Source organism: Agrobacterium sp. AGB01 (assembly GCF_014851585.1).
Classification (GTDB): Bacteria; Pseudomonadota; Alphaproteobacteria; order Rhizobiales; family Rhizobiaceae; genus Agrobacterium.
In genome coordinates this window covers 138839-165426 of sequence record NZ_JACVAB010000005.1, presented here as the reverse complement: position 1 = coordinate 165426, position 26588 = coordinate 138839, and the positions used below count along the sequence as shown (strand labels likewise).

General features: G+C 54.8%; 21 protein-coding genes. 10 read left to right on the top strand and 11 right to left on the bottom strand.

Annotated elements, in window-relative coordinates:
• The first annotated feature begins 45 nt into the window (after positions 1-45).
• On the top strand, positions 46-1554 hold the full coding sequence (locus IB237_RS18015; protein WP_192490076.1) for an ATPase domain-containing protein: 1509 nt from the start codon (positions 46-48) through the stop codon (positions 1552-1554).
• Entirely contained in the window at positions 1532-3601 is a 2070-nt protein-coding gene (locus IB237_RS18010; RefSeq protein WP_371815351.1) for an ATP-binding protein, read from the top strand. Before IB237_RS18015 ends, IB237_RS18010 begins: the two co-directional genes overlap by 23 nt.
• A 286-nt stretch (positions 3602-3887) precedes the next feature.
• Here the strand turns inward: IB237_RS18010 and IB237_RS18005 are convergent, their stop codons facing one another.
• The 8 genes from IB237_RS18005 to IB237_RS17970 form a co-directional block, all read right to left on the bottom strand.
• Positions 3888-4844 carry a FecR family protein gene (locus IB237_RS18005; RefSeq protein ID WP_192490075.1) on the bottom strand — a complete coding sequence of 319 codons (957 nt, stop codon included), beginning with the start codon at positions 4842-4844 and terminating at the stop codon, positions 3888-3890.
• Between the two features lie 99 nt (positions 4845-4943).
• On the bottom strand, positions 4944-5492 hold the full coding sequence (locus IB237_RS18000) for an RNA polymerase sigma factor (RefSeq protein WP_192490074.1): 549 nt from the start codon (positions 5490-5492) through the stop codon (positions 4944-4946).
• A 286-nt stretch (positions 5493-5778) separates the two neighbouring features.
• Positions 5779-6576, bottom strand: a complete 798-nt coding sequence (locus IB237_RS17995; RefSeq protein WP_192490073.1) for an ABC transporter ATP-binding protein — start codon at positions 6574-6576, stop codon at positions 5779-5781.
• Positions 6563-7549 carry an iron ABC transporter permease gene (locus IB237_RS17990; RefSeq protein WP_192490072.1) on the bottom strand — a complete coding sequence of 329 codons (987 nt, stop codon included), beginning with the start codon at positions 7547-7549 and terminating at the stop codon, positions 6563-6565. The genes IB237_RS17995 and IB237_RS17990 overlap by 14 nt, the downstream gene beginning before the upstream one ends.
• Entirely contained in the window at positions 7546-8526 is a 981-nt protein-coding gene (locus tag IB237_RS17985; protein WP_246788070.1) for an iron ABC transporter permease, read from the bottom strand. The genes IB237_RS17990 and IB237_RS17985 overlap by 4 nt, the downstream gene beginning before the upstream one ends.
• A 32-nt stretch (positions 8527-8558) precedes the next feature.
• A complete protein-coding gene (locus IB237_RS17980; RefSeq protein ID WP_192490070.1) occupies positions 8559-9494 on the bottom strand; it encodes an iron-siderophore ABC transporter substrate-binding protein in 936 nt (311 codons plus the stop codon).
• A gap of 54 nt (positions 9495-9548) precedes the next feature.
• Complete coding sequence (locus IB237_RS17975; RefSeq protein ID WP_246788068.1) at positions 9549-11783, bottom strand: TonB-dependent receptor; 2235 nt, start codon at positions 11781-11783, stop codon at positions 9549-9551.
• Between the two features lie 522 nt (positions 11784-12305).
• On the bottom strand, positions 12306-13082 hold the full coding sequence (locus IB237_RS17970; protein ID WP_192490068.1) for an IclR family transcriptional regulator: 777 nt from the start codon (positions 13080-13082) through the stop codon (positions 12306-12308).
• 215 nt (positions 13083-13297) lie between these two features.
• Here IB237_RS17970 and IB237_RS17965 point away from each other — a divergent pair, with 215 nt between their 5' ends.
• The 5 genes from IB237_RS17965 (at position 13298) to IB237_RS17945 (ending at position 17803) form a co-directional block, all read left to right on the top strand.
• A complete protein-coding gene (locus tag IB237_RS17965; protein WP_192490067.1) occupies positions 13298-13981 on the top strand; it encodes an amino acid ABC transporter permease in 684 nt (227 codons plus the stop codon).
• A gap of 9 nt (positions 13982-13990) precedes the next feature.
• Positions 13991-14635, top strand: coding sequence for an amino acid ABC transporter permease (locus IB237_RS17960; RefSeq protein ID WP_192490066.1), 645 nt, complete (start codon positions 13991-13993; stop codon positions 14633-14635).
• Entirely contained in the window at positions 14619-15353 is a 735-nt protein-coding gene (locus tag IB237_RS17955; protein WP_210324014.1) for an amino acid ABC transporter ATP-binding protein, read from the top strand. The genes IB237_RS17960 and IB237_RS17955 overlap by 17 nt, the downstream gene beginning before the upstream one ends.
• A 45-nt stretch (positions 15354-15398) precedes the next feature.
• On the top strand, positions 15399-16208 hold the full coding sequence (locus IB237_RS17950) for a transporter substrate-binding domain-containing protein (protein WP_192490065.1): 810 nt from the start codon (positions 15399-15401) through the stop codon (positions 16206-16208).
• Positions 16209-16273: 65 nt separating this feature from the next.
• On the top strand, positions 16274-17803 hold the full coding sequence (locus IB237_RS17945; RefSeq protein WP_192490064.1) for a UxaA family hydrolase: 1530 nt from the start codon (positions 16274-16276) through the stop codon (positions 17801-17803).
• 191 nt (positions 17804-17994) lie between these two features.
• Here IB237_RS17945 and htpG read toward each other — a convergent pair whose 3' ends face one another.
• Complete coding sequence (htpG, locus tag IB237_RS17940) at positions 17995-19887, bottom strand: molecular chaperone HtpG (protein WP_192490063.1); 1893 nt, start codon at positions 19885-19887, stop codon at positions 17995-17997.
• Between the two features lie 365 nt (positions 19888-20252).
• Here htpG and IB237_RS17935 point away from each other — a divergent pair, with 365 nt between their 5' ends.
• Positions 20253-20525 (top strand): DUF982 domain-containing protein, encoded by a 273-nt coding sequence (locus tag IB237_RS17935; protein WP_371815350.1) that lies wholly within the window; start codon positions 20253-20255, stop codon positions 20523-20525.
• A 57-nt stretch (positions 20526-20582) separates the two neighbouring features.
• Here IB237_RS17935 and IB237_RS17930 read toward each other — a convergent pair whose 3' ends face one another.
• A complete protein-coding gene (locus IB237_RS17930; RefSeq protein WP_192490061.1) occupies positions 20583-20876 on the bottom strand; it encodes a hypothetical protein in 294 nt (97 codons plus the stop codon).
• A gap of 170 nt (positions 20877-21046) precedes the next feature.
• Positions 21047-21283: a hypothetical protein gene (locus IB237_RS17925; RefSeq protein WP_192490312.1), complete on the bottom strand. Its 237-nt coding sequence runs from the start codon at positions 21281-21283 to the stop codon at positions 21047-21049.
• A 632-nt stretch (positions 21284-21915) separates the two neighbouring features.
• Here IB237_RS17925 and treZ point away from each other — a divergent pair.
• A complete protein-coding gene (gene treZ, locus IB237_RS17920; protein WP_192490060.1) occupies positions 21916-23691 on the top strand; it encodes a malto-oligosyltrehalose trehalohydrolase in 1776 nt (591 codons plus the stop codon).
• Positions 23688-26243, top strand: coding sequence for a malto-oligosyltrehalose synthase (gene treY, locus IB237_RS17915; protein ID WP_192490059.1), 2556 nt, complete (start codon positions 23688-23690; stop codon positions 26241-26243). Before treZ ends, treY begins: the two co-directional genes overlap by 4 nt.
• The last annotated feature ends 345 nt before the right edge of the window (positions 26244-26588 follow it).

Genomic DNA, 26588 nt, shown 5'->3' with positions numbered 1-26588 from the left:
CTCTTGAGACCTGTATCTAAGTATTTTAGGAAGTGCGGAGGAAACATGGACGAGATTTTAAGTCAGAGCGCTAGAACAGGCGTGCAGGGATTGGATGATGTTCTTTCCGGTGGCTTAACTCGCAGGCACGTATTCCTCTTAGAGGGATCTCCAGGGACAGGCAAAACGACAATCGCCCTGCAGTTCCTCATCGAAGGCGCAAAACTCGGCGAGCGCTGTCTGTACATCAGCCTATCGGAGACGAACGAAGAGCTGCGTGATTGTGCAAAATCACATGGTATGGAAATCGGTAGCGAGATCGAAATCTTTGAACTCGTACCGCCAGAAAGCCTTCTCGACGCCGACCAGCAGCAAAGTCTGCTCTATTCCTCGGATCTCGAGCTCGGTGAAACCACAAGAATGATTTTCGAGGCGTTTGATCGCATCAAGCCTCAGCGCGTCGTAATAGACAGTCTTTCCGAAATCCGCTTGCTTGCACAAAGTTCGCTGCGCTACCGCCGACAGATTCTTGCTTTGAAACACTTCTTTTCACGTTCGGATGCCACCGTCCTGTTGCTCGACGACATGACGTCGGAAAATTTCGACAAGACTGTGCACAGCGTTGTCCATGGCGTGATCTATCTCGAACAACTGGCTCCAGATTACGGTTCCGAACGTCGTCGCCTGAGGGTCATAAAATATCGCGGACAGTCGTTCCGTGGTGGCTATCATGATTTCGTCATCAAGACCGGCGGCGTTTCGGTGTTTCCGCGGCTTCGTGCAATTGAGCACAAGACCGGTTTCGAGCGAACCACCTTATCCAGCGGTCTCCCCGAGTTCGACGATCTCCTTGGCGGAGGCATCGAGCGCGGATCCAGTACACTGCTTATCGGGCCGGCAGGCACCGGCAAAAGCTTGTTTGCCCTGCAGTTCGTGAACGCCGCAATCCAGCGTGGGGAAAAAGCCGCGATCTTTATCTTTGACGAGGAGCTTGGCCTGCTTTATGCCCGTACCAAGTCCATGGGCATCGACCTGGAAACACTCCACGCACAAGGCCATATCCACATAGAGCAACTGGATGCCGCCGAACTGTCACCGGGTGAATTTGCGCAGCGTGTTCGTGACCGGGTCTCGACCTATGAAGCCAAGACGGTCGTAATCGACAGCATTAATGGCTATCAGGCTGCGATGCCGGAAGAGAATGCTCTCATCCTGCACATGCATGAACTTTTGCAATACCTCAACAGGCAGGGTGCAAATACCTTTTTGACCGTTGCGCAGCATGGTCTGGTCGGCGACATGAAATCGCCTGTTGACGTTACCTATCTTGCAGACAGCGTTATTCTTCTGAGGTATTTCGAGGCACTGGGAAAAGTTCGGCGGGCAGTATCGGTGATCAAGAAACGCACCGGGCCACACGAAGATACTATTCGTGAATTTAAAATATCCGGTAGCGGACTAACGCTCGGCGAGCCGCTTTCGGCCTTTCAGGGAATTCTCCGTGGCGTCCCTAACTTTGTGGGGGATCAAAACCCTCTTCTTCCAATGACCGGTGAGGGTAGCAACAATTCCTAACAGCGACACAAGCGCCCTGGTTTACGCTCCTATCGGCCGTGACGCGGAGATTGCAGTTTCGCTCCTGAAAGAAGCTGGGGTGGCCGCCACCGCAGTGAGTGATATTGCGTCGTTTGTGGCGAAGTTGAGTGACGACATCGCCTTCGCAGTTGTGACAGAGGAGGCTTTTCGGTCTGCCGATCTGAGAGGTTTTTCTGCCTGGATCGAGGCGCAGCCCAGTTGGTCTGACCTTCCGTTCGTCATCCTCACAAACCGTGGTGGTGGACCTGAACGAAATCCGGCTGCGGCAAGATTATCTGAAGTTCTGGGCAACGTGAGCTTCATTGAACGGCCATTTCACCCAACCACCTTCATAAGCGTTGCGCTGTCCGCTATGCGCGGTCGGCGCCGACAATTCGATGCCCGAGCTAGAATAGAGGCTCTTGATGAAGGCGAGAGACGTCTTCAAACGGCCCTCAGTGCCGGCAGACTGGGGGCCTGGGAATTCGATCTTGCAACCGGTGAACTGATCACTTCGACGACCTTTCGATCAATATTTGGTCGCAGTGCCACCGAGGAGTTCTCCTACACGGATCTGTTAGCCACTATCCATCCGGAGGATGTCGACCGGATGCAGTTGGCCGTTCGAACGACCATTGAAACCGGCGCCGACTACGCCATAGAATACCGCACGATCTGGAGTGATGGCTCTGTCCATTGGGCCGAGATCCGCGCCCAGCTCTACAGAGACCGCGAAGGTAAGGCCATAAAGCTCGTCGGCGTCTCGGCCGACATAACCGCAAGACTGAAAGCGGAAGAGCACCAGCGACAACTGAACGAGGTTCTTGAAGAGCGCGTTGCAGAACGGACCCGTAAACTGGAAGAGACCCACGCCAGAATGATGGCAGAGGTGAACCAGCGGGAGAGCGCCGAGCAACAACTTCGCCAGGCTCAGAAGATGGAGGCGATCGGCCAACTTACTGGCGGCGTGGCGCACGATTTCAACAACCTGCTGATGGCCGTACTCGGCAATCTTGAACTCCTGCGAAAGTACGTTGGCGATGATGCAAGAGCGGTCCGCCTGATTGAGGGTGCTCAACAGGGTGCAAAACGCGGCGCTTCGCTTACCCAGCGGCTACTGGCTTTCTCGCGTCGGCAGGATCTGCGCATTGACCCGGTCGACATGCTCGCGCTGGTCACCGGAATGGAAGACCTGCTGAAACGATCCGTCGGCTCGACAATAGTGATCAAAACTGATGTGCCGGATCATCTTCCTCTGGTCTCGGCAGATGCCAACCAGGTTGAACTGGCGCTCCTCAATCTCGTTGTTAACGCCCGCGACGCCATGCCCGATGGAGGCGAGATCCGCATTGGCCTGAACGGTGCTCACCAGGCCATCCCGTCCGGCGAGCTTGCGGCAGGCGATTACGTCGTCCTTTCGGTGGTTGACCAAGGTTACGGTATGGATCGTGACACACTGCAGAAAGCTGTTGAGCCTTTTTTCTCGACCAAGGAATTGGGAAAGGGCACCGGTCTTGGCCTTTCGATGATCCACGGCCTGGCGTCCCAGCTGAAAGGTGACCTCAAGCTGACAAGCGAACTGGGCAAAGGTACTAGAGCAGAATTGTGGGTTCCCGTTGCCACATCCGACATCACCACAAAATCCGCAGCCGTTGAGGCAACCGTCGACCCAACCGTCAGCTCTTCAGGACCGAAACGGATATTGCTGGTTGACGATGACGTTCTCATAGCGATGAGCTCAGCTGATATGCTGATGGACCTCGGTCACGACGTCGTGGAAGCGCACTCAGGGAAAGAGGCATTGGAACATCTTGGGGATGGCAGCGGTTTTGACCTCCTCATCACGGACTATTCCATGCCTGGCATGACCGGCGCAGATTTGACTGTTGCAGTCCGCCATGTTGTCCCGAAGCTTCCGATCCTAATCGCCTCCGGTTATGCAGAACTGCCGCCCGGAGTGGATCTTGACGTTGCAAGGCTTGGCAAGCCGTATACGCAAGAACAGTTGGCGCGGGAACTCGACCGGCTGTTTGCCGATAGGATTTAGGGAAAAGGCTGCCAATCTAAGTTCGTTTTGAGGCTTCTGGCGCCGTCTTTCGCCATGCTGAAGAATGCGGGCCAAAGGTATTATTGGGCCGGACTAGGTCAGCGGGATATAAAACAGATAACACACACTCTGCTTAGCCTCATACATTCGATACGAACTCTCCCGGCGTCAAAGCCGTTGTCCTGCTTAGCCAATTTCTCCGAATGCCCCTATGACAACCCGTGGTCGGTAACTCTGAGCAGCGTTGCTTTTGGCGCAGGCTTCTCAAAACAATGTCGCTACATCCTCAGGAACGGATTAGTATGAAGGGTCCTACCCGAGTTGTTTTTACGCCTAGTGCTGCGCGAAGAAAGGACAGGGCAGACTCGGTGTCGGTGACATTAATCGTACCACTGACCCGGCGATTAGCGACTGTATCGCCCGCAATGACAATCCTGCCGGAGAAATGACGACCGATTTCCTCGACGACCTTGAACAGCGGCGCATTATCGACGGCGATCTGGCCACGCCGCCAGGATAGTGCAACATTGCTATCAACACGCTGAACAACGGAGCTACCGCTCCGGCGGTCCACAAGCGCTTGTTCACCTTCGTGAATCTGCAGGGAGCCGGAATTACCTATTTCCGGTTCAATCATCACAGCATTTTCTGTGACGCTCACCTGCAGGTCGGTGTCGCTGTAACGTACGTCAAAGGCGGTGCCTAGAGCTGTCACCCGGGCTGGGCCTGCATCGACGCTGAACGGGCGTTCCGGTGCATGGGCAACCTCGAAATAGGCCTGGCCGCGCAGGAGCCGCACGACACGTCGCTCTGGAGTAAAATCGACTGCGATGGCTGATGAGGAGTTAAGTTGAACCGTCGATCCATCCTGTAATGTGACGACTGGCATTTCATCGACGCCTGCAACGACATCCGCCTGCATTCTGATGGGGCCATCAAGCGAGAGGAATGTGGCGCCAGCAATGGCGAGAAAAAACAGCGCTATGACGACAGGTTTGACAGGACTGCGGGGTTTTATACGAATGTTGGAAAGCGCGGTATCAGACTGAATGGCAGTTTGGGCATCACCCAGAAGCTGTTCGGCCGCATTGTATGTTCGACAGTTTTGCGGATCGGCGTTTAGCCATGCCTGAAAACGCGACTTTTCTTCCGCTGGTTGGCGGGGGTCGCTGTTACGCAAAATCCAGTCCGCAGCCTCCCGGTTGCGTTTTCGTTGGGCATCTTTCGCCCGGTTGCCTGGCATATCCCTCTCCAGCCTGTGTCCTCTATCGTATAGACGCTTGGCTATACCGAATTGGGACTACGGCTCATTTAGAACATTTCGGGGATCAGGTGAAGCGGGCTAGACTTGCAAGAGGCGATCAAGGCAGTGCGCAAAGGCACGTCGCAAATGTCGGTCCACCATGTTCCGTGAAATGTTGAGCTTCACGGAGATCTGGTCCGGTGTCAGATGATGAAGCCGGTGCAGGATAAAGACAACGCGACGGCGTTCCGGCAACTGGGCGATAGCCTCACGCAATATGGCAACGCGTGCCTCGATCTGCAGAAGGTGATCAGGAGCTGGCGTCGCGCTGGCGACCGCCAGAGCCTCCTGTTCGGAGCCGGAAAACAACCGTGCCTCGATGTTTTCACGACGAAGTCTGTCAAAACCGAGATTGATAGCCGCTCGGCAAAGGAACGCCTTCACAGACCGCTTGTTGCGAAGGACCTCCGGCTTAGTAGATAGCTTGATGTAAAGATCGTGAACAACGTCCTGAGCCGTCGAGCGCGGATGCCCGCGGCGCAGCACGGCACCAGTGATATCGGCATAGTGCTCTTCGATTGCTCTGTTCAGCAAATCACTGCCATCAAGACTGTCCCAAGACATCCGTGAAGTGGAAGAGCTCGACATAATACTCGTTTCCCAAAGCAACAATATCGTCAGGACGGCATCATGTCCTATGGTTCTGAACGCTACAGGTTCAGAAAAAATCGTGCAAGGACAACAAGTTAAAACAATCCATCAGTACGAATTTCTACGCGCTTTAAATCATGACATTAAAATTCATCTTTATGCCTGATTTTGTTGGTCGATTTTCATTTGACCTGTTCCGATCAGACAGCGCTGACCATGCCCAGACATCTGAAAAAATTGCAGCGGTGTGATATTTCCATCACCGCAACATAGACGGTTCGCCTTAGAGCGGTATGCACAGCGGTGTTCCGGCAACCGGATCGCGCATGATCATAGTGTCTACGTTGAACACCTCAGTGATTGTCTTGGCAGAAATAACCTCTCCCGGATTTCCGGACGCTATGATACGCCCAGCCTTGAGGACGACGATGTTGTGGGCATAGCGGGCGGCCTGGTTGATGTCATGCAAAACCGCAACAATGGTCTTGCCCTGGCGTTCAACAAGCATCGTCACGAGTTTCATCAATTCGATCTGATGTTCAAGGTCGAGATAGGTTGTCGGTTCATCGAGTAGAAGGACTTCACTTTGCTGGGCGAGTGTCATGGCAATCCATGCGCGTTGTCTTTGTCCGCCCGACAGGCTGTCCAAGGAACGATCGGCAAGGTCGGTTATACCGGTAAGTGTCAGCGCCTCTTCGCAGGCAGACTGATCTTCGCTGGACCACCGCGCAAATAAAGACCGGTGGGGATAGCGTCCTTGCTGGACAAGATCAGTGACAGTAAGCCCCTCCGGTGCGACCGGTCCTTGCAAAAGAACACCGATGCGCCGTGCTGTCTCCCTCGTAGAGAGCTGAGAGATGTTGTGACCGTCCAGGAGCAAAGTGCCAGTTGTCGCAGGCATAAGGCGCGCGAACGTACGCAGAATAGTGGATTTGCCACTCCCGTTCGGCCCTATCAAAGCAGTGAAACGGCGCGGCGGCACGGCGAGATCAAAATTCTCGACAACGTAGCGTTTTCCATAGGCAATATGGACATCAAATCCAGCCAGCTTGGCAGGCGGCGTTTTCTCATCCACGGTCATGGCGGCGTCCCCAGATCAAGTATGCAAAAAATGGTGCTCCGATGAGGCCTGTGACAATGCCCGCAGGCAGTTGTGCTGGTGCTATGATCACACGGCCCACCAGATCTGCCGATGTTACAAGGCAAGCTCCGACGAGGGCTGCCACAGGTATAATTCTGTAGTGTGCTGGACCGACCAGGCGGGTGGCAATGTGGGGTCCTATCAGACCGACGAACCCGATCAGTCCAGACACTGCAACCGCTGCGCCACAAATCATTACGCAGATAAAGATCAAAAGACCGCGCATTTTATCAACCGGCTGGCCCAGGCTTCGTGCGGCGTTGTCACCAAAGCGGATGAGATCCAGTTCGGACGATAGAAGAAACGTCAGTATGATCGGCACGACGAGCCAGATCGATAACAGCCGAACCTTCAGCATATTGGCGTCATAGACACTTCCAGAAAGCCAGATCATCGCGCGCTGTACATCACCAATCTCACCAAAGGCAGACAGGAAAGTAGTGACCGCACTGGCAAGCGCACCCAATCCCACGCCAATCAGGATGATCCTTAGGGATGATGTTCCACCACGCCATGAGAAGAGAAAAACAGTCCCTGCCATAATGGTTGCGCCACAAAATCCCGCGACCTGTAATAGAAATACAGGCGGGTCCTGCATCAGAACAATAACCGCCATCGCCGCAGCAGCGGCGCCGCCATTAATTCCAAGGACTCCAGGTTCCGCTAGAGGATTACGCAGGACGGCAATCGTGATCGTGCCTGCTGTTGCAAGCGCCGTTCCAACAAGGATGCCAAGAAGAACACGCGGCAGTCGCAGTTCAAGAACAATCATCACGTCTTGTCGGCTGGCATCGATACTGCCGGATAGCACGTCAAAAACTGCACGCCATGAGATGGAGATGTCGCCGAAGGTAAGGCTTGCGGCAATGAGGAGTGTCAGCAGCAACGTAAATACGGAAATGACCCGGATCACGTTTCCGCCCTCACCCTTGTCCGTGCAAGCCACAGAAAGAACGGTGCGCCGACCAGCGCAATCGTCACTCCAACCGGAAAACTCTGGCTCGCGAACAAGGTGCGTCCCATCATGTCGGCTATCACCAGGAGGAAGGCGCCACCCATGGCGCAGAATGGCAAAATCCAGCGGTAGTCAACGCCGACCATGAAGCGAACAATGTGCGGCACAATAAGGCCGACAAAGCCAATCGGGCCAGCGAGCGCCACGGCTCCTCCTGCAAGGAGCATGACGATGACGACAGACACACCACGCCACAACGCGGTGTTTTGCCCAATCGCGCGGGAAGCGTCCGGGCCGAGACTAAGAGCTGTCAAATGCCTGCCGATGAACAAGGACGCAGCGAGCGCAACTGTTACATAGGGGGCGACATCCAGTATCTCAGCTAATGTCCGACCGGCGACCGATCCAGCCGTCCATAGGCGTACGGCATCAAGTGTGCTCTGATCGAATATCAGAACCGCCCCGGTCAGTGACGTAAGGAAAGCGGTAACGACAGCACCAGCGAGAATAAGGCCAAGGGAATGATGAACGATGCCGCCCAGGGAACCGAGTGCGTAAACGACAACGGCGGCAGCTCCTGCTCCACCGAAAGCAAACCATATGTAACTTGAACCGCTACCTGACCCGGTTAGTGTCATCATGGTTACGACGGCAAATGCAGCGCCGGCGTTGATTCCAAGCAGACCGGGTGAGGCAAGTGGATTATTGGTCACTGCCTGCATGATGGCGCCTGACACTGCGAGGGCGCTTCCAGCGATGATTGCGGTCAGTACACGTGGAAGCCTGATGGCGATGATCAGGATGTGATCACGCGACCCGTCGAAATGCACGAGTGCAGCAATCACAGTTTTCGCGGGCATCCACGTTGTGCCGACACTGATGGCCAGAAGACAGCCTAGCGCCAGCAGGAACAGCAGCACAAACAAAGCCAACATCCTCCGCCCAACTAACGTGCGGGCTCCCGTCCTCATTGGCTGTCCAGAATATGACGTTCAATGTCATCAAGAATGCGATGTGCCGACGCAAGACCGTGAAAGCTTTGCCATGGCCCACGATCGACCCGATAAGCCCGACCGCTCTGCACAGCAGGCAATAGCTGCCAAAGTGGATTTTGCACGACATCCTTTTCCAGTTTGTCGTCTTCATCGTTCTCAAAGCCGCTGGCCGAAACATAGAGCAGAATATCGCCGTCCAGACTGGCCAGTTCCTCCCAATCCGGACGCTTCACGATAGTGCCGTCTGTCACTGTTTCGTATAACGTGCGTTTCACTCCGGCTTCGTGAAGCACGGCAAAAGGCGCATAGGCTTCTGGACCATCAACGAAAACCACGAAGCGGCCGGGTGCGAAACGCACAGTCGATACTGTCAGATCAGTCTTCGCCATTCGCTCTCGAATGCTGGAGACGCGCCTCTCATATGCTAGTAGCGCCTGGTCTGCCGTTCCCTCACGCCCCGCGACCTCAGACAAGCGCTGCAGATATTGTTTCCAGTCCATGTGCTTGAAAAGCACCGTAGGGGCGATTTTCGCTGCAGTATCGTAAATCTGTCCATGGGCTTCGGCAGAGCCGATAATCAAATCGGGTTTCAGCGCTGCAACCCTCTCGAGACTTGGCTCTCTGGGATTGCCCAAGTCGACCAAATTACGGTCTTTTACACTCTTCATCACCCCATCGTCCTGGATCGCCATATAAGGCGTCGCAACGACGGGAGCACCAAGTTCAAGGAGCATGCCTAGAGTGATAAGCGGATCAAGTGTCACAATCCTCTGCGCATTTTTAGGGATGCAGAGAGGACCATTGTAAACATCCTCACTGATCTCTTTGCCTTCGCATGCGGCATGCGAAAAAGAGGTGTTCATCAGAAAAATAATGAGGGCAAAACAGAAGCGCATTACAGACGTCATTTCATTCTTAGGGCTGAAATGGCTGTGGGGTATGACACCCCACAACAGCGGTTATCAGAACTTGACGCGGACATTCAGTCCGAATGAGCGACCCTTGCCCGCCTGGCCGAACGGCAGGGAATAGTCAGGATCCACGATCGTGAAATACTTCTCATCCGTGAGGTTCTCCACGAAGGCGATAACCTCCCAATTGTCCTTCTTGAAGCCAGTTTGCGTATTTAGGATGAAGCGCGGATCTATCTTGTACATGCCATTCGTGCCGAAGCGCGAATTGTAGCTCGTCGTGTACTTGGCATCGGCTCCGACAAAGACGCCGTTTTCGAACTCATACCGTCCACCCAAAGCCACACTCCATTCTGGAGCTTCCGGGAACGACTTACCGTCTTGTGGCAGCGTAAGTGCTGCGTGGTTGAAATCGATGAACTTAGTGTTCAGGTAGCCGATAGACATGAATGCGGTAAATTCATCTGTGACCTCAAGAGTTGGCTCGATCTCGAAACCCCAGGCCCGCGACGTTGCAGCGTTCGAAGTGATGCGATAGCCCGGGATGGATGGATCAGGGCGTATTTCAACCTGCTGATCGTCGTACTTCGTGTAAAAAAGATTGGCGTTCAGCGTCAGTCGGTCCTCAAGAAGCGTTCCCTTGTAAGAGAGTTCAACGTTCTGAGAGTATTCCGGATCGTATGTTCCCAGTTCGCCGGTCACCCGGTCGAAATAGGAGCCACCTGAACGAAAGCCCTGCGTGTAAGTAAGGCCGACCATCTGGTTGTCACCGAACTCCTTGGAAAGGCCGACCTTCGGCACAAAATTCAGCTCGGCAAGGGACGATGGATCGCCTGTCAGCACCGCTGAGGGATCGATAAGGCCGAAATAGTTGCGCTGGTGATCCCTATCTTTCAGATAGTCCAGGCGCCCGCCCAGTGTTGCAAACCAGGTCGGTGCAAATTCGTAGGTCGCTTCACCGAAGACCGCGAAGTTGGATGTTCTGCGGTTCTGTGTATCGCTCTGCTGATACAGGTCGAATGCGACAATATCCGTTGCGCCGTCCCACACTTCGTGGCTACCGTAGACGCCGGCAACCCATTTCCAGCTATCGGCTTCGTAGTTTAACCGGAACTCTTGCGTGAAAATTGAATTATCGTCTTCGCCGGTGATTCCATTGATCACACCCTCAGTGCCGTAATCGATCGAGCGCCGGTTGTTGATGCCGTACTGGTAACCCGTCTGGGATGTGAGACGCAGCGCATCTGAGAAATCATGTGTGACCTCGAGGCCTAGGTTGTGCGTCTCGGTCCAGCGATACTCCGTATACGTCACCGGGGAATTGTTGAAGTCGCCGCGGCCCGTATAGAGGCCCACAAGGGCGTCGTTCGGCCGATCTTTTGAGTAAGAATAGGTCAACAGTGCGCGGGTGTCCGGCATTTCTGATGGTGTGATCAGCACCTTAGCCCGCAATACACCGCTAATATCGGTCGTCAGTTCGTCGTAATTGCCGAAAATCCTGAAATCCGAATAATCGGGCTGGGCATATGAACGCTCGAAGGCACCCGAGATGCGCAAAGCGATCTGGTCATCGATAACAGGAGTATTAACCATGAAGGCAGTGCCTGCGAGATGATCGCTACCTATCGTGCCGGAAAGCTCAACTTCTTTGTCGAACGTCGGATCTTTGGACTTGATGTAAATCGCCCCGGTCATGGCTGCACGGCCGGAAAGCGTTGACTGTGGGCCACGATAGACCTCAACCTGCTCGACATCCCAGAGGTTACGCGCACCGAAGCGGGCATTGTATCGCGTCTGGAGGATGCCATCGACATAGACCGATCCAGCCGGTCCACCGGACGGGACAAGACCTTCAGAACTCATGCCGCGGATGACGAAACCGGCGTTGACCGTGGCGCTGTCCAGCACGTTTGCCATGCGACGGTAGGTGTCCTGGGTGGTGCGTATTTGGCTGTCTACCAGGTTTTCAGCGTTCACGACGCCGACGCTGCTTGTCGTACCTTGAAGCGTCGTTGCGTTGCGTGATCCGTAAATTTTTATGGCATCAAGCACGGTACTTCCGTCCGCGGCAGGAGCTGTTGTGAGGTTGGATCCAGAAGAAAGTGTGACCCGGTTGGTTCCCGCAAATCTGGCACCAATACCTGTCCCGACCAGCACGGAATCCAGTGCTTGTTGAGCAGTCAGATTGCCACTGGCGCCTGAGGTCGTTTTGCCTTGGGCGATGGAAGCATCGAAGAGAATCTGTAACCCGGTTTGTGCAGCAAGGCTGTTGAGTGCTGGCGTCAACGGACCTGCCGGAACCGAAATTGGTTGCTGCGTTTGCTGCGCGACTGCCTTTTTGGCCATTTCCGGGACGACAGGGCTTAACACAACAAGTGCTGTACCAGCCAAAAGGATTTTACCCAGGCTTGCCCAAACCCGGCTTCCGGAAAAAACATCGTTATACATCGAGACCCCCAAATCGTAATGCGCTTAACGCGCCTTTACCCAACACGTAGTTGCCGTACCAAACCGGAAAAATCGCGATTTCCGGCATGGCTTTGGACGCGGTTACACAATCCGCTCATGGGGTAGACGACTGGGTTTGGGCTCTTGGGACTATCGGCGAAAAAAAATCTGCTGATCGATCTGGGCACGCACCCACCTTGGGCGTTTCGAACGCTCAGATCACATCAAATGACAACGAGAACCATGGTACGTGAAGCCATATGACAATCCCAGTTTGGTTCACTCAAGCATGAACTCCAATGCCCTGGTCATGAATGTCAGCATTTCCAAGGCCGGAAAATCTCCGCACGGGGAGTTTAATCATATGGCGTATCCCATACCGCGGGATATTGCCGCAGCGCTCTCTTGAACGATCGGCGCAAGCTCGATTAGCCTGGCTCTGGATATATTGGGTGGAGTGCTCGCCACACTCAAACCAGCGATGATCTTTCCTTGCGCGTCGCGAATGGGCGCAGCCACACAACCTATCCCTGTTTCGTTTTCTTCGATCTCCAAAGTGTAACCTGATAGGCAAAAATCACGCATTGAAGCCAAATAGTCGCTCCAGGTCAGGAAACCCGGTGGGGGACGATCATCTCCGAAGACCTCTGCCTGCGCCAGAGAATAGAGCCTTGCCCATTCGCTTTCGCCAAGATCGAGCATCTGGGCCTTTCCGGTACCGGTAACAGCTATCGGTTTGCGAAGCCCCACCCGCGAGCGCATTTCCAGCCCACGTCGGCCAGGTATCTTGTCGACATATATAACGTGGTCCCCATCGCGTACGCTCAGGTGGATCGTATCGCTGGTCTCATCGGATAGTTTTTCCAAAATAGGCCGCGCGACGAAAGTCAGTGGCATTTGCGTCAGTGCCGTGGCTCCCAGTTCAATCAAACGGGTGCCAAGCAGATATCCTCGTCCCTCGACGTGGCGAATAAAGCCCTCCCGCTGGAGGAATGCGACCAGTCGATGGGTTGTGCTGCGCGTTGTACCGGTTTCCTTGCCAATTGATGCCAGGTCGCTCTTTCCGGCCGCGACAGCATTCAGCGTAGCAAATGCCCGAGATAAAGATTGAGTGCCCTGACCTGCCTGATCGTTCATTTAATATCCATACTATGAAATAGGTTCTCTCATGTTGGGATATAACACGATTTTATTTCCTGCAACAACATGATAATCGCATTATATCCCATATTATGGGATTGCATCTTACATATTGAACATAAATGAAAATGATGCTAGGAGCTTGCCCACTGCCCGAACTGCACTTGCACGGCAGCCCCATTGGACGCTCAAAAGGGAGGAGCGCCTGCACCATGGACTATCAATTTGACTTCAGCTTTCTCGCTGAATACTGGCCCGAACTTCTTCGCGGCCTCTGGCTGACAATAAAGATGTCGGTGATCACGATCGCGCTCGGTTTCGCAGTCGGCACCCTCTTTGCTGTTGGGCGGAGCTCTCAAAGCAGTTGGCTTCGCCGCCTCTGTGCGATCTATGTGGAAGTGATCCGCAACACGCCACTTCTCATCCAGATGTTCCTGATCTACTTCGGGCTGGCATCACTCGGCTTGAAGCTCGGCGCTGATTTTTGCGCGATCCTCGCAATCGTCATCAACATAAGTGCCTACACTTGCGAGATCATGCGGGCAGGCATCGAATCGATCCGCAAGGGTCAGCTTGAAGCTGCGAACTGTCTTGGCTTGTCGAGGCTGCAGACTCTGGCAATGATCGTTCTGCCGCCAGCAACCGAGCGCGTTTATCCCGCACTGACCAGTCAGTTCATCCTTATCATGTTGACGACAAGCGTCGTTTCGCAGATTTCCGCAGAAGAACTGACCTCAATCGCAACACGGATAGACTCCATCACCTTCCGCTCCTTCGAGATCTATCTGGTGGTGGCAATTCTCTACATTCTCCTGGCCGCAACCGTGCGCATCTTTTTCTGGCTGCTCGGCCGGTTGGCCTTCCCTCGCTTGCGCCGACTTGGCACCCCGCTCTGAGGCCCCGCCATGCTTACAAGTTTTCAAATTCAAGCGCTGCTGGTCGGCGCAACCTGGACCTTGGGCCTGTCTCTGGTCGCCTTTGCGGCAGGCGGTATTCTGGGGCTGCTGATCGCCGTTTCACGCGTGTCCCAAAACCGCATGCTGCGTTACCTGTCATTCCTTTACGTGCAAATCGTCCAAGGTACGCCACTGCTGATCCAAATGCTGCTGGCTTATTTCGGCCTGTCGCTCCTGGGAATTGACATCGCGCCTTTCGCGGCGGCTTCGCTGGCAATTGCAGTCTACGCCAGTGCCTATTTCGGGGAGATCTGGCGCGGTGGCATCTTGTCAGTCCCCAAGACCCAGTGGGAAGCTGCCGAATGTCTGGCGCTCAGTTCCCTTCAGCGGTTCTGGCTCGTCATCGTACCCCAGGCGCTTCGCCTCTCAACGCCCCCCACAGTAGGCTTCATGGTGCAGATCGTGAAGAACACGTCGCTTGCTTCGGTGATCGGTGTCGCCGACCTGACCTATACGAGCAAGCTAATCAACAACTCGACGTTCCAGCCCTTTCAGGTCTTCGTGCTCGTCGCCGCCCTTTATTTCCTGATGTGCTTCCCGCTCGCATGGTGGAGCCGCAAGCTGGAGGATCGCCTCAATGTCTCCAATCGTTAAACTCACGAACGTTTCCAAATCCTTTGGAGCCCTGCAGGTGCTCAAAGGCATCTCATTCGAGGTCGCCCAGGGATCGGTGGTCGCACTTATCGGACGAAGCGGTTCGGGGAAAAGCACTGCCCTGCGCTGCATAAACGGGCTCGAAACCATCAATGGCGGCGAGATCGAAATCTGTTCGCACACACTCGGCACCAAGCTCGACAGCAAGTTACTGCATAAACTGCATCTCGACGTTGGCATCGTCTTTCAGAGCTACAACCTTTTCCCGCACCTGACGGTCGGTCAGAACATCATGCTGGCGCCTCGCTGGGTGAAAAAGGCGTCGCGGTCCCACGCGAAAGAAACGGCCAGGGAAGTGCTCGACCGCGTGGGCCTCCTTGAGAAATTCGACAATTACCCTGAGCAGCTCTCCGGGGGCCAGCAACAGCGCGTGGCGATCGCCCGCTCGCTTGCCATGCGTCCAAAGGTCATGCTGTTCGATGAAGTCACCTCAGCGCTTGATCCGGAACTGACCGGCGAAGTCCTGCGCGTCATGGAAAACCTTGCCCGTGAAGGCATGACCATGGTGCTCGTCACTCACGAGATGGCTTTCGCCCGCGGCGTCGCCAACAACGTGATTTTCATGCACGAGGGCAAAATTCACGAAAGCGGACCAGGCTCAATGCTGTCTGCACCCCAGACGCGTGAGCTCGCCCAATTCGTCGGCAACGGCCTGTGAAGGGGCACCGCAACACTTTCCAAAAACTCAACGGAGGAAATGAGTATGAAACTGACAGCATGTCTTACCACCTTTCTAGCGACGATTGCCTTGGGAACCGGCGCATACGCCGTAAAGGCCGACGACCTTGCCAAGATCAAAGAGAACAAGTCGATCACCATTGGGATTGACCTGGGCCAGGCCCCGTTTGGCATGGTCGATGGACAGATGAAGCAGGTAGGCTCGGACGTTGCGGCCGCCGAACTCCTGGCCAAGGATCTCGGGGTTGAACTTAAGGTCGTTTCCGTTTCACCCGCAAACCGCATCCCCTACCTGATGACGAACAAGGTCAATGCGGTCATCGCCAGCTTTTCGATCACAGACGAGCGCAAAAAGACGGTCGACTTCTCCGCTCCTTACGCCGTCATTCAGGCTGCTGTGTCCACGACGGGTGGTCTGAAAGTCACCTCATTGAAGGATATTGAAGGCAAGGAAGTCGCTGTAACCCGTGGCTCGACCAACGACCAGATCATCACCAAGGCAGTCACCGACGAAGGTCTGAAGGACGTGACCATTGTCCGCTATGACGATAATGCCACGGCAACCAACGCCGTCGTTTCCGGCCAGCAGTCGGTTTACGTGGTCGCACCGTCCCTGCTGGCGCCGGTCAACGCCGCCAACCCGTCGAAGCAGGTCGAACCTCAGCTCACACTTAAAACCTTCCCGCTCGGCATCGGCCTCCGCAAGAACCAGGATGCCTTCAAAGCCTATCTTGACAAGTGGGTGGCTGACAATCTGGCGAACGGCAAGCTGCGTGAGATCTACAAGACCTACCACAATGTCGACCTGCCAGAAGACATGACCAACATCAACTGACTATGAAGCCTGCCGGTCTCCTGGCGGAGGCCGGCCCCCATTTCGCAAAGGCACTGGAAATCGAGATGTCTGCACCAACAATCATCCGCCTCCGACCTGAAGACGACGTCGTCATCGCCGCCAAGGCGGTCTGCGCCGACACAGCGTTGCCGGAACACGGAATCACTGTCCTTACCGATGTGCCCGCAGGTCACAAGATCGCGGTGCGCGATATTAAAGCGGGCTCTCCGGTCCGGAAATACAATCAGATCATCGGCGCTGCCAGTGCGGATATACCCGCTGGCGCCCATATTCATGTCCATAATCTTGAAATGATGGAGGTCGAACACGACTTTGCGATCGGCCAGGATTTCCATCCCGTGAAACACGAAACAAAACCTGTGACCTTCATGGGTATCAAGCGCCCGGACGGACGCGTAGCCACGCGCAACTATATTGGCATTTTGACCAGCGTGAACTGTTCAGCACGCGTGGCGCGTGTCATCGCCGATCACTTCCGTCGCGATATCAATCCGTCGGCGTTGGCAGATTTTCCAAATGTTGATGGCGTCGTGGCTCTCACGCACGGCATCGGTTGCGGCGTCGATGTCGCAAGCGAAGGCATGGCGATGGTGCGCCGGACGATTTCCGGTTACGCTGTCCATCCGAATTTCGGAGCGGTCGTGATCGTCGGGCTTGGCTGCGAGGCGAACCAGATATCCACAATCATGGACGAGCGGGAGCTTTCTGAAAAAGAAACCCTGCAGGCGTTCACCATTCAGGCGCTCGGCGGGACCGCCAAAACCATTCAGCATGGTATCGAGAAGATTCGCTCGATCCTTCCCACTGTCAACGAGGTTCAGCGTGAACCGCTGCCAGTTTCGCATCTTACTGTCGGTCTGCAGTGTGGCGGCTCTGACGGGTATTCGGGCATTACAGCAAATCCGGCGCTAGGTGCAGCCGTCGATATATTAGTCCGGAACGGCGGCACCGCCATCCTTTCCGAAACGCCGGAAGTCTATGGCGCAGAACACCTTTTGACGCGTCGCGCCTCCAGTCAGATCGTGGGCGAAAAACTTGTCCGCCGTCTGGAGTGGTGGAAGGAATATTGCGCCCGCAACGGCGCTGAAATGAACAACAATCCTTCCGCCGGCAACAAGGCGGGCGGCCTCACGACCATTCTGGAAAAATCACTGGGTGCCGTGGCCAAGGGCGGCACCACGCCGCTGAACGGTGTCTATGAATATGCCCAACCGATTACGACCAAAGGTCTCGTGTTCATGGATTCGCCCGGCTTTGATCCGATCTCTGCTACCGGACAGGTCGCTTCGGGGGCTAACCTGATCTGCTTTACCACTGGTCGCGGCTCTGCATTCGGTTGCATGCCCTCCCCGTCCCTCAAGCTTTCGACCAATACCGCCACGTGGAAACGACAAGAAGAGGATATGGACATCAACTGCGGCTCGATCATTGACGGCGACGCCACGATTGACGAGCTGGGTAAGACGATCTTCCAGATGATCATCGACTGCGCATCGGGAAAGCCGTCTAAAAGTGAAGCTTTCGGCTATGGCCAGGACGAATTTGTTCCATGGCAGATCGGCGTCGTTACCTGACCACCCGGCATCATGTCCCTACATAGAGCGGTAGGTCTTCGACCTTCCGCCACGTTCCGTGCGCCATTTGGGCAATGCGCTCGTGGAAGATTTTCCAAAGGTCGGCTGTTCCGTCATCTCCTCTACACCCATACAGGGCGGGTGTGCGCCCGGTAAGACCCCGGCCATGATGGCCGGGGGGTGGATAAAGCTTACTGGTTTAACCCTGTCGCCAAAGAAAACAGTCTAGCCTGACGCTGTGCAAAGGCGCGCGGGTCGGAGGGTTTGTCCCCGTCGAGAATGCGGGCCTGATCGAGCAGCAGCCACGCGGCATCCTCAAGAAATACCCGGTCTTCGACGCCGGCAATACGCTGAACCACTTCGTTTTGCGCATTGATTTCAAGGATCGGCTTTGACGCGGTTTGAAGTCGCCGTGCCCCTTGAAGGATTTTTTCAAGCTGCCTGTCTGGGCCATGCTCAGATGCCACGAGACACACGGCGCTTTCGGTCAAACGGCCGGATACCCGCACGTCGGCGAGCTCGTCAACAAGAACGCTGCGAGCGAGATCGATAAAGGCAGCAACATTCGCAGGCGCTTCGTGTTTTGGATCGCCGGTGCCATCCACGCCAGAAACTTCGTCTAGATCGGCCAGACCCTGGGTGACAGACTTGAGAGGTTTGCCCTCGAACTCGGATATGTTGCCTGGCCAGAAACTGTCAACCGGGTCCGACAGCAACAGCACTTCAATTCCTTTGGCACGAAAGCCCTCCAGATGTGGCGAAGACCTCAGTTGGTCGACACTGGACCCGTTGATATAATAGATTGATGACTGCCCTTCCTTCATGTCCGCTACGTAGTCACCGATTGTGCGTGTGGCGTCGTCGACGGCTGTTGTTTGGAATCGCGCCAGCTTGAGCAGTTGCTCACGACGTTCCCAGTCTTCGTAAATCCCCTCCTTTAAAATCGGTCCGAAGAGGTCCCAGAATTTTGCGAAGGTGTCGCTCTCGTTTTCAGCCAGTTTCTCCAAGGCGGCAATGACCCGGTTGGTAACCCCTTTGCGGATTGCCGACAGGACCGGACTTTCCTGGATTGTCTCGCGCGAAATATTGAGAGGCAGGTCAGACGTATCCACAATACCGCGCACGAACCTGAGGTATCTTGGCAGCACTTCGGCATCGTCCGTGATAAAGACGCGCTTCACGTAGAGTTTCATTCGCCCCTTACGCTCCGGGTCGAACAGGTCAAACGGCTGAGCTCCCGGGACGAACGCCAGAGTGGTATATTCGTGGCGGCCCTCGGCGTGGAAATGGACTGTTGTCAAAGGTGCATCATAGTCCCCGGAGATCCCACGATAGAAATCGTCATAATCCTGTTTGGCAATATCGCTCCTGGAACGGGTCCAGAGCGCCACACCATCTGAGACCTGCGTCGGTTCAGCACCATCCTTTTCAATCAGGCGGACGGGAATAGGTACATGGCCGGACTGGTCACGAATGATTTTCTCCACAAGCCACTTGCCTGTATACTTCTTCGCATCCTCCAGTAGGTGCAGGATGACTCGAGTGCCTCTCTCAGGCGCCTCATCAAGATCAACGGCAACCATGTCGTAACTGCCCTTGCCGTCGGACGACCACTTCCAGGCTGCGGCATCACCGGCGCGACGAGAAATGACATCGACCCTCTCGGCAACCATGAAGGAGGAATAAAAACCGACCCCAAACTGACCGATCAGTTGCGCCTTGTCCCCGGTTTTGGCGGCTTCGAGCTTTTCCATGAAGGCTTTGGTCCCCGAGCGGGCAATCGTACCGAGGGCATCGATCATTTCGTCGTGGCTCATGCCAATGCCGTTGTCCTCGACAATGACCGTGGAAGCTTTTTCATCGAGTTTAACGAGGATTTCTGGCTGCGTGCCCTCAGGATTGAGCTGCGGCTGCAATATTGATTCATAGCGTAGCTTTTCGCAGGCGTCTGCGGCATTCGAAATCAGTTCGCGCAAAAAGACATCCCTGTCCGAATAGACAGAATGGACCATCATATGAAGAAGGCGACTGACATCGGCTTCAAATGAATGTTTTTCGGGCAGAGCGTCCTGTCCAGTGGTCATTGGTAATCTCCATGTTGCAGAAAACGGCGATCAGATGGTTTTTTATGTTCTGAATTTCAAGCCATGAAATCTGTCTTTACCGAAGATATGAATTCACCTGAAACTTTGGCCGAACCGCACGAAATTCGACTGCTGGGAGCCTCCTGTTATCGTGCAAGACGACCTTGTTTCCAGATCGCAACACTACCGTCTATAGCGTGTCACGTTTTAAGTTGGACCATCTTATAGCGCTGAGCCGCACAAGTCCTGTCCGGCGATGGATCTGGAGTGTTAGGCGTCACTATGTAAGCCAGCGTACACTTGCGCCGGAATAACAAAGGACGAGGAACTTTCCTGGCGAGGCGGTGTTGGTAGCGGCAGCAGCAATGGAGGATAATATGCCTGCCCTTTCCTGGAATACCCCGGTCCAAGTCAACATGCCCCATAGCGGAAGGCAGACCGTCCACGGCCCCTTTGCGGCTTTAATTTTACTTTTGGACGAATGGCCTACTATCAGTGGTCCAGCCTACGCCATGGCGCGCAGCAGATGTCGCGCCGCCCTTGATGGAAGAGCGACACCGGAAGAAGCTCGCGAGCTCTTTTTGACAGCTGCCGAAGAAGCCGACGTTCTGCCAGGTTCGCATCGTTACGTCGCTTGAGCAGGAATACATCAGCGCCACAGGACTTGTTAGCACCGGCCGAGCCCGTCGCTGTCTTCACTTGCCAGTGACGTGTATTGCACCAGCATTACCGAAGCTCTGCTGTACTGCCGGAATCTGGCTCGCCGCGATGTCGGCCGAAACCTCTATCTCGCCCTCGTGCGGCGCGTCGAGCCGATTGACGTCGCCGCGTGAGGAACTTGTTCCATTTGTATTCTGATCGGATGCCGACTGGATAAATATATCTGGGCGCGAAATTCCCACCTGCTGTACCAGATGCTCGACCGCCAGATCTGCCGCCTCACGTGTTCTGAACCGTACCCGGATTGTAATGGTGCTTTCGTCTGTCACGATATTTCTCCTGTTTGGATAAAAAATCAATTTGACCAACACCCGGGACCATCATGTGGACACCGCGAGCGACTGCATGCAGCGGTGAGATGCGTGTGAGTGGTCCAAAGCCAATTTATTGCAACAGCGTAACTGGCGTCCGTCATCCATGTCGCAGTCGGCGCCTTCCCTCAGTCCAGACGCAGGGCTGATCGCACGGGTATTGTCGCAATTACCACACCATCTATGCGTATCACCTCGAACCTCGCGCCATCGACGATCTCACCTTTCAGGATTTTCTCGGCGAGCATTTCTCTGGCGGCCTGCATGGCCTCAGCTCGCGCCCGGTCATCACTGGCAAGTTCCACACCTTCCTCATCGAGGGATAGCCCGTCGCAATCTCTGACATGGAAGAAATACCTGGGCATTATCATGCTCGCTAATCATTCAGATTACTAAACCTGCTTGGCGCTAGTTGGTTCCGTGACGTCGCCTTTATGGCGATCCCGTTGCGCGGTCTGGGCGCAATCACATAGCCGACGATCGGCCGACTATGAACGAGGAGGCCAACATTCCCCAGTGAGTGTCGCGGCCATGCGTGTACAAAACTCGGCGTTCCTCAAATTAAGCGGACAACGCCGTTCGCACGTTTAATGTTAAATCCACAACGCAAACACCGACCGATAGGAGAAAATTAGCAGATCGATTATCCGGTACTGATAAGTCGTCCCAGTTTCCATCCGTTTGCAACGCTGACGGCAAGTTGAGACCGCTCGCAGGTCAAAGCGTCAGAGTTAGCGCTTGTACGCATCGATGAGCCTGCCATCCAGGCCTTAACCAGAAATAAGCTTCGCGACTATCAAGGCGTTACGAGAACTGCCCAGACGTTCCGGACAGCGGGCAAAACGACTTTCACCGCGCTGAAGCGGTAATCCGTTTACGCCGAAGTTCCGGCCCGGGCCGGTATCGTACGGTGACGTACTTTTTTATTGTGTGTGAAACCGTTCGAGCAGATGCGGGTTAAGCGAGTGGTAAATTCATTCCCTCTCAGTAAGGCAACATGTCCCCCTGCTTCGGTCCCATCATTGGCAAAGACAATACTACATTTCAGCTATGGGCTCCATTTCATGACAGAATAGGTTTAAAGCTCGACAATCGCCACTTGTACGAAATGCGCCGTGCTGATGACGGCTGGTTTACAGCTGTCGTCGAAGGTACGGGGCCCGGCACCCTCTACCAGTTTATATTGCCCGACGGGATCGCTGTACCCGACCCCGCTTCACGCCACCAGCCGAACGACGTTCATGGACCAAGCGAAGTCGTTGATCTTAGCGCCTATGCATGGAAGCGACAGAAGTGGACCGGTCGTCGGTGGGAAGAGATGGTTCTCTATGAGCTTCATGTTGGGACCTACACAAAAGAAGGAACGTTCAAAGGGGTGATCGAACGGCTTGATCACCTCAAGCATATTGGCGTGACCGCTCTCCAGATCATGCCCATCGCTGATTTTCCTGGCGGTTACAACTGGGGATACGACGGCGTTTTACCCTACGCCCCCGACAGCAGTTACGGACGGCCGCAGGATCTCATGGCGCTGGTTGATGCCGCCCATGAGCGCGGCATCTGTGTTTTCCTCGATGTCGTTTACAATCACTTCGGATCTGACGGGAATTACATTCCACTTTATGCGCCGCTGTTCTCGAAGCGTCACGAAACGACGTGGGGAAATGGCCTCAATTACGACGGCGCCGGCAGTGGCATGGTCAGGAAGTTCATCGTTGAAAACGCGTTATACTGGATCAGAGAGTACAATGTCGACGGCCTGAGACTGGACGCGGTTCACGCGATAATCGACGACTCGCAAGAGCACCTTCTGGTGGAAATCGCAAGACGTGTTCGTGAAGCAGTGACCGATCGGCATGTGCATCTCATCGTTGAAAACGAAAACAACGACAGCGCGTTGCTGGAGCGCGACCATGACGGCCATGTTCTCCACTACACCGCTCAGTGGAACGACGACCTACACCATGCACTTCACGTCGCGGCCACTCATGAAACATTCGGATATTACGGGGACTACGCTGCTGGTCAAAATGGTCTTGGCCGAGCGCTCGCGGAAGGGTTTGTGTTCCAGGGAGAGATCATGCCCTATCGGGGCGAGGCGCGCGGCAAGACAACTGCCGACCTACCACCGAGCGCATTTGTCTCGTTCATCCAGAACCATGATCAGATCGGAAACCGCGCCTTTGGCGATCGGATGATCACCTACACCGATCCGCAGGCTCTCAAAGCCATCACGGCGATATATCTTCTTCTACCACAGATACCGATGTTATTCATGGGAGAAGAATGGGGAGCCTCCACCCCTTTTCCGTTCTTTTGCGATCTCAACGAAGACTTGAACGATATCGTTCGCGAGGGTCGTCGCAAGGAGCTTTCACGTCTTCCCGGCTTCGAGGGCGAGGACATCCCAGATCCGACAGCGTTGTCGACATTTCTCTCGGGAAAACTGGATTGGGCAGCCCTTGGATCTGACCCTGCTGTCCAGTGGCTTGCATTTTATCAGTCCTTGTTGATGACCCGGCGACAGTGGATCGTTCCTCTTCTCGATCAAGGCATCAAGGGAGTTGGAACAACGCATCAGGAGGGCACAACGGTGGTCGTTGAATGGAAGCTGCCGCGTGAAGCGAAGCTCCGTTTGATGGCAAACCTTTCACCAGCTCCCGGCGCGTTCGTCACAAGGAGCGATAAGGCAGAAACGATTTTTTCCCTCGGTGGCGTTGCAAATGAGCAGCTGCCGCCATGGGGTATTCTCTGGAGGATAGAGCATCCATGACAGCAACGGTTCCAACAGCAACCTATCGCCTCCAGTTTCGCAATGGCATGACCTTCGCGCGAGCAAGCTGCCTTGTTCCGTATTTAAAGCAACTGGGTATCAGCCATCTGTACGCTTCTCCCGTCTTCACGGCTGTACCGGGCTCCACCCACGGCTACGACATCATCGATCCGAACGAAATTGATCCGTCTCTGGGGGGACGCAAGGGATTTGACGGTCTGATCGACGTGCTCAGAAAGCACGATATCGGACTGATCCTGGACATCGTTCCCAATCACATGGCTGCGTCCATGGAAAACGAGTGGTGGCGTGACGTGGTCGAATTTGGTCGGGAAAGCACATATGCCCGATTTTTCGATGTTGACTGGTCCCGGCCGATCACGCTTCCGTTTCTGTCTGATACGTTTGAAAAAGTCCTCGAAAGTGGTGACCTTAATGTCAAACTGCATCCTGAGACGGCACAGCCCTCGATAGAATATCTCGGTACGTTTTACCCTCTCAATCCTTCATCCTATACAGGCGACGACATCGTTACCTCTCCCGACAAGAACCGGCTGCGTCAACTGCATGAGCAACAGCCGTATCGATTGACGTCATGGCGCGATGCGTCCAGCAACCTGTCATATCGGCGATTTTTTGAGGTAACCGGTTTGATCGGAATGCGGGTTGAGGACGAAGCTGTCTTTGCGACAACGCATCGGCTGATCCTGGAGCTTGTGGAAAATGGCGCCGTAGATGGCTTGCGCGTAGATCATGTCGATGGCCTATCGGATCCGTCGGGTTATCTTGAACGACTTCGGAAGAAAGCGGGGCCGGACTGCTACATCACTATCGAGAAAATTCTCGCAACCGGTGAGCAGATCCCGCAGACTTGGCCCGTATCCGGCACGACCGGCTACGAGTTCATCGAAGCCATTTCCAATGTCTTTGTGCCTCCTGATAAAGCTGACTTGATGTACTCATCCTATGATGAGGTTGCAGGACATGTATCGGATGCGACGAATGAGCTCGAACTGGCTCGATCACAAATGATTGACGTCAACTTCGAGGGCGAGACAGGCACTCTTTGCGATCTCGCTCAGAACATAAGTATCCGTCAGTCCCGCGGGTTTTCGTCGGACACCCTTAAGGATGCGATAAGGGCCGTTCTTCTCCACTTTCCGGTGTACCGGACATACGGCACCGATCAGGGCTTTGCGTATCAGGACCAGGAAATACTCGACCTCGTACTGGCCCGTGCCAGATCCATGCCAAACGCGCCGAAATCAGATGCTTTGACATTCATCGAGCAGATCCTTTTGACAAAGGTTGGCACGCCCCCTGACCCGGACGCGTCGGAATTCCGCAGACGCTTCCAGCAGTTGACCGGCCCCCTGATGGCCAAGGCGGTTGAAGACACATTGTTTTACCGGCGCAACGCCATTCTTGCCCTCAATGAGGTGGGCGGCGAGCCTCTAGCCAGACCCTATTCGCGACACCGCTTTCATGCCGACATGCAAAGGCGCCTTGTGCGGCAGCCGGATGGCCTTTCTGGTACATCAACCCATGACACGAAACGCGGCGAGGATGCCCGAGCCAGACTATATTCCCTTCTTGAGGCACCCGAGACCTGGAAAAGCGCCGTTCAAAGATGGCAGGTAATCAATCAGGACCACGTCCGGTTCCTGCCAGACGGGCCTGCCCCTGAACCGGCCGTAGAATGGATGTTGTATCAGGCACTCGTCGGCGTATGGCCTGCGGATTTGCAGCCAGAGGACAAAGTTGGGCTTCAGGGACTTCACGAGCGGTTTTCCGGTTATGTGGAAAAAGCCCTGAGAGAAGCAAAGCTGCGGACCAACTGGGGCCAAGTCAACAAGCCCTACGAGGACGCTGTCTTGTCCTATTCGAAAAATCTGCTGTCCGTCGATAACCAGTCTTTCCTGAGGGATTTCGTGGCAACAGTTACACCCTTTGTCCGGGCGGGTCTCGTCAATTCATTGACGCAGGTCGCGATCAAGCTGACCGCGCCTGGAATTCCCGACATCTATCAGGGATGCGAAAGTCTCGACTTCAGCCTGGTTGATCCGGATAACCGCCGTCAGCCCGACTTTGAAGCGCTCCAGCACGCGCTACTGCCCGGTCAGCGCATTGATTTCAGTGACGAGCAGAACTGGAACAGCGGCCTGGTCAAGCAGTTCGTAACCCGCACATTACTCACGCTAAGACAGCGGGCGCCCGGACTTTTCAGAGCCGGGCAATATATCCCGCTGCAGACAACCGGTGATAATCGTGACGAATATGTCGCCTTTGCTCGCGCTGACAACACCAACGTGATCATTATTGTAGCGCCCCGGCTGGTGCTTGAAAAAGTCGGCCGCGGACCGTTCGCGAACTCATTCTGTAAAAAAGGCACCTGCTCCGTCAGATTGCCGGGAGAACTGTCAAACAGGCATTATCGAAGTATCTGGAGCGGCAAACCGGTTGAAGTCGATGAACGTCTCGACATCGCGTGTATCGATGGCATGCCTTTGATTGCTCTTTGGGCGGGAAGCGAACTGCCTCAGCAGGCCTAAAGAGAGTGGCGAACGCGGGTGAAGCCTGCTTGAGCCGTTTCTCCATTCGGACTGACGGCCACCACCCCAGACGCCGCCCGCGTCAAATACCGCCTTATGGACCGCCTATCGAGTTCAGGCGGTCTGATCAGCAATTTCCTCGCACTCAGCGGCTTTGTTGAACTGTTTTGCGGATCGCAGGAGGCAGCGAATGAGCAGGCGGACTTTTTCAAAAAAAAGCAGACAACGCCTGATCGCGAGAGAGCCTTGCGAGCTCAATAGAAACAACCAGCAAGACTGATGTGGAAGTAGCAGGATCACCCGGTATCGGTCAGCTTTCACTGAAGGTTCCGCTTATCCCCCGGT

Excerpts from the sequence above, each read along its gene's own strand:
- IB237_RS17955 (WP_210324014.1), top strand. The coding sequence starts at position 14,619 with ATGTCTCCAATCGTTAAACTCACGAACGTTTCCAAATCCTTTGGAGCC.
- IB237_RS17970 (WP_192490068.1), bottom strand. The coding sequence starts at position 13,082 with ATGAACGATCAGGCAGGTCAGGGCACTCAATCTTTATCTCGGGCATTT.
- IB237_RS17950 (WP_192490065.1), top strand. The coding sequence starts at position 15,399 with ATGAAACTGACAGCATGTCTTACCACCTTTCTAGCGACGATTGCCTTG.
- IB237_RS17935 (WP_371815350.1), top strand. The coding sequence starts at position 20,253 with ATGGAGGATAATATGCCTGCCCTTTCCTGGAATACCCCGGTCCAAGTC.
- IB237_RS18005 (WP_192490075.1), bottom strand. The coding sequence starts at position 4,844 with ATGCCAGGCAACCGGGCGAAAGATGCCCAACGAAAACGCAACCGGGAG.
- IB237_RS18015 (WP_192490076.1), top strand. The coding sequence starts at position 46 with ATGGACGAGATTTTAAGTCAGAGCGCTAGAACAGGCGTGCAGGGATTG.
- IB237_RS17960 (WP_192490066.1), top strand. The coding sequence starts at position 13,991 with ATGCTTACAAGTTTTCAAATTCAAGCGCTGCTGGTCGGCGCAACCTGG.
- IB237_RS18000 (WP_192490074.1), bottom strand. The coding sequence starts at position 5,492 with ATGTCGAGCTCTTCCACTTCACGGATGTCTTGGGACAGTCTTGATGGC.
- htpG (WP_192490063.1), bottom strand. The coding sequence starts at position 19,887 with ATGACCACTGGACAGGACGCTCTGCCCGAAAAACATTCATTTGAAGCC.
- IB237_RS17965 (WP_192490067.1), top strand. The coding sequence starts at position 13,298 with ATGGACTATCAATTTGACTTCAGCTTTCTCGCTGAATACTGGCCCGAA.
- treZ (WP_192490060.1), top strand. The coding sequence starts at position 21,916 with ATGTCCCCCTGCTTCGGTCCCATCATTGGCAAAGACAATACTACATTT.
- treY (WP_192490059.1), top strand. The coding sequence starts at position 23,688 with ATGACAGCAACGGTTCCAACAGCAACCTATCGCCTCCAGTTTCGCAAT.
- IB237_RS17925 (WP_192490312.1), bottom strand. The coding sequence starts at position 21,283 with ATGCCCAGGTATTTCTTCCATGTCAGAGATTGCGACGGGCTATCCCTC.
- IB237_RS17980 (WP_192490070.1), bottom strand. The coding sequence starts at position 9,494 with ATGACGTCTGTAATGCGCTTCTGTTTTGCCCTCATTATTTTTCTGATG.
- IB237_RS17995 (WP_192490073.1), bottom strand. The coding sequence starts at position 6,576 with ATGACCGTGGATGAGAAAACGCCGCCTGCCAAGCTGGCTGGATTTGAT.
- IB237_RS17985 (WP_246788070.1), bottom strand. The coding sequence starts at position 8,526 with ATGTTGGCTTTGTTTGTGCTGCTGTTCCTGCTGGCGCTAGGCTGTCTT.
- IB237_RS17945 (WP_192490064.1), top strand. The coding sequence starts at position 16,274 with ATGTCTGCACCAACAATCATCCGCCTCCGACCTGAAGACGACGTCGTC.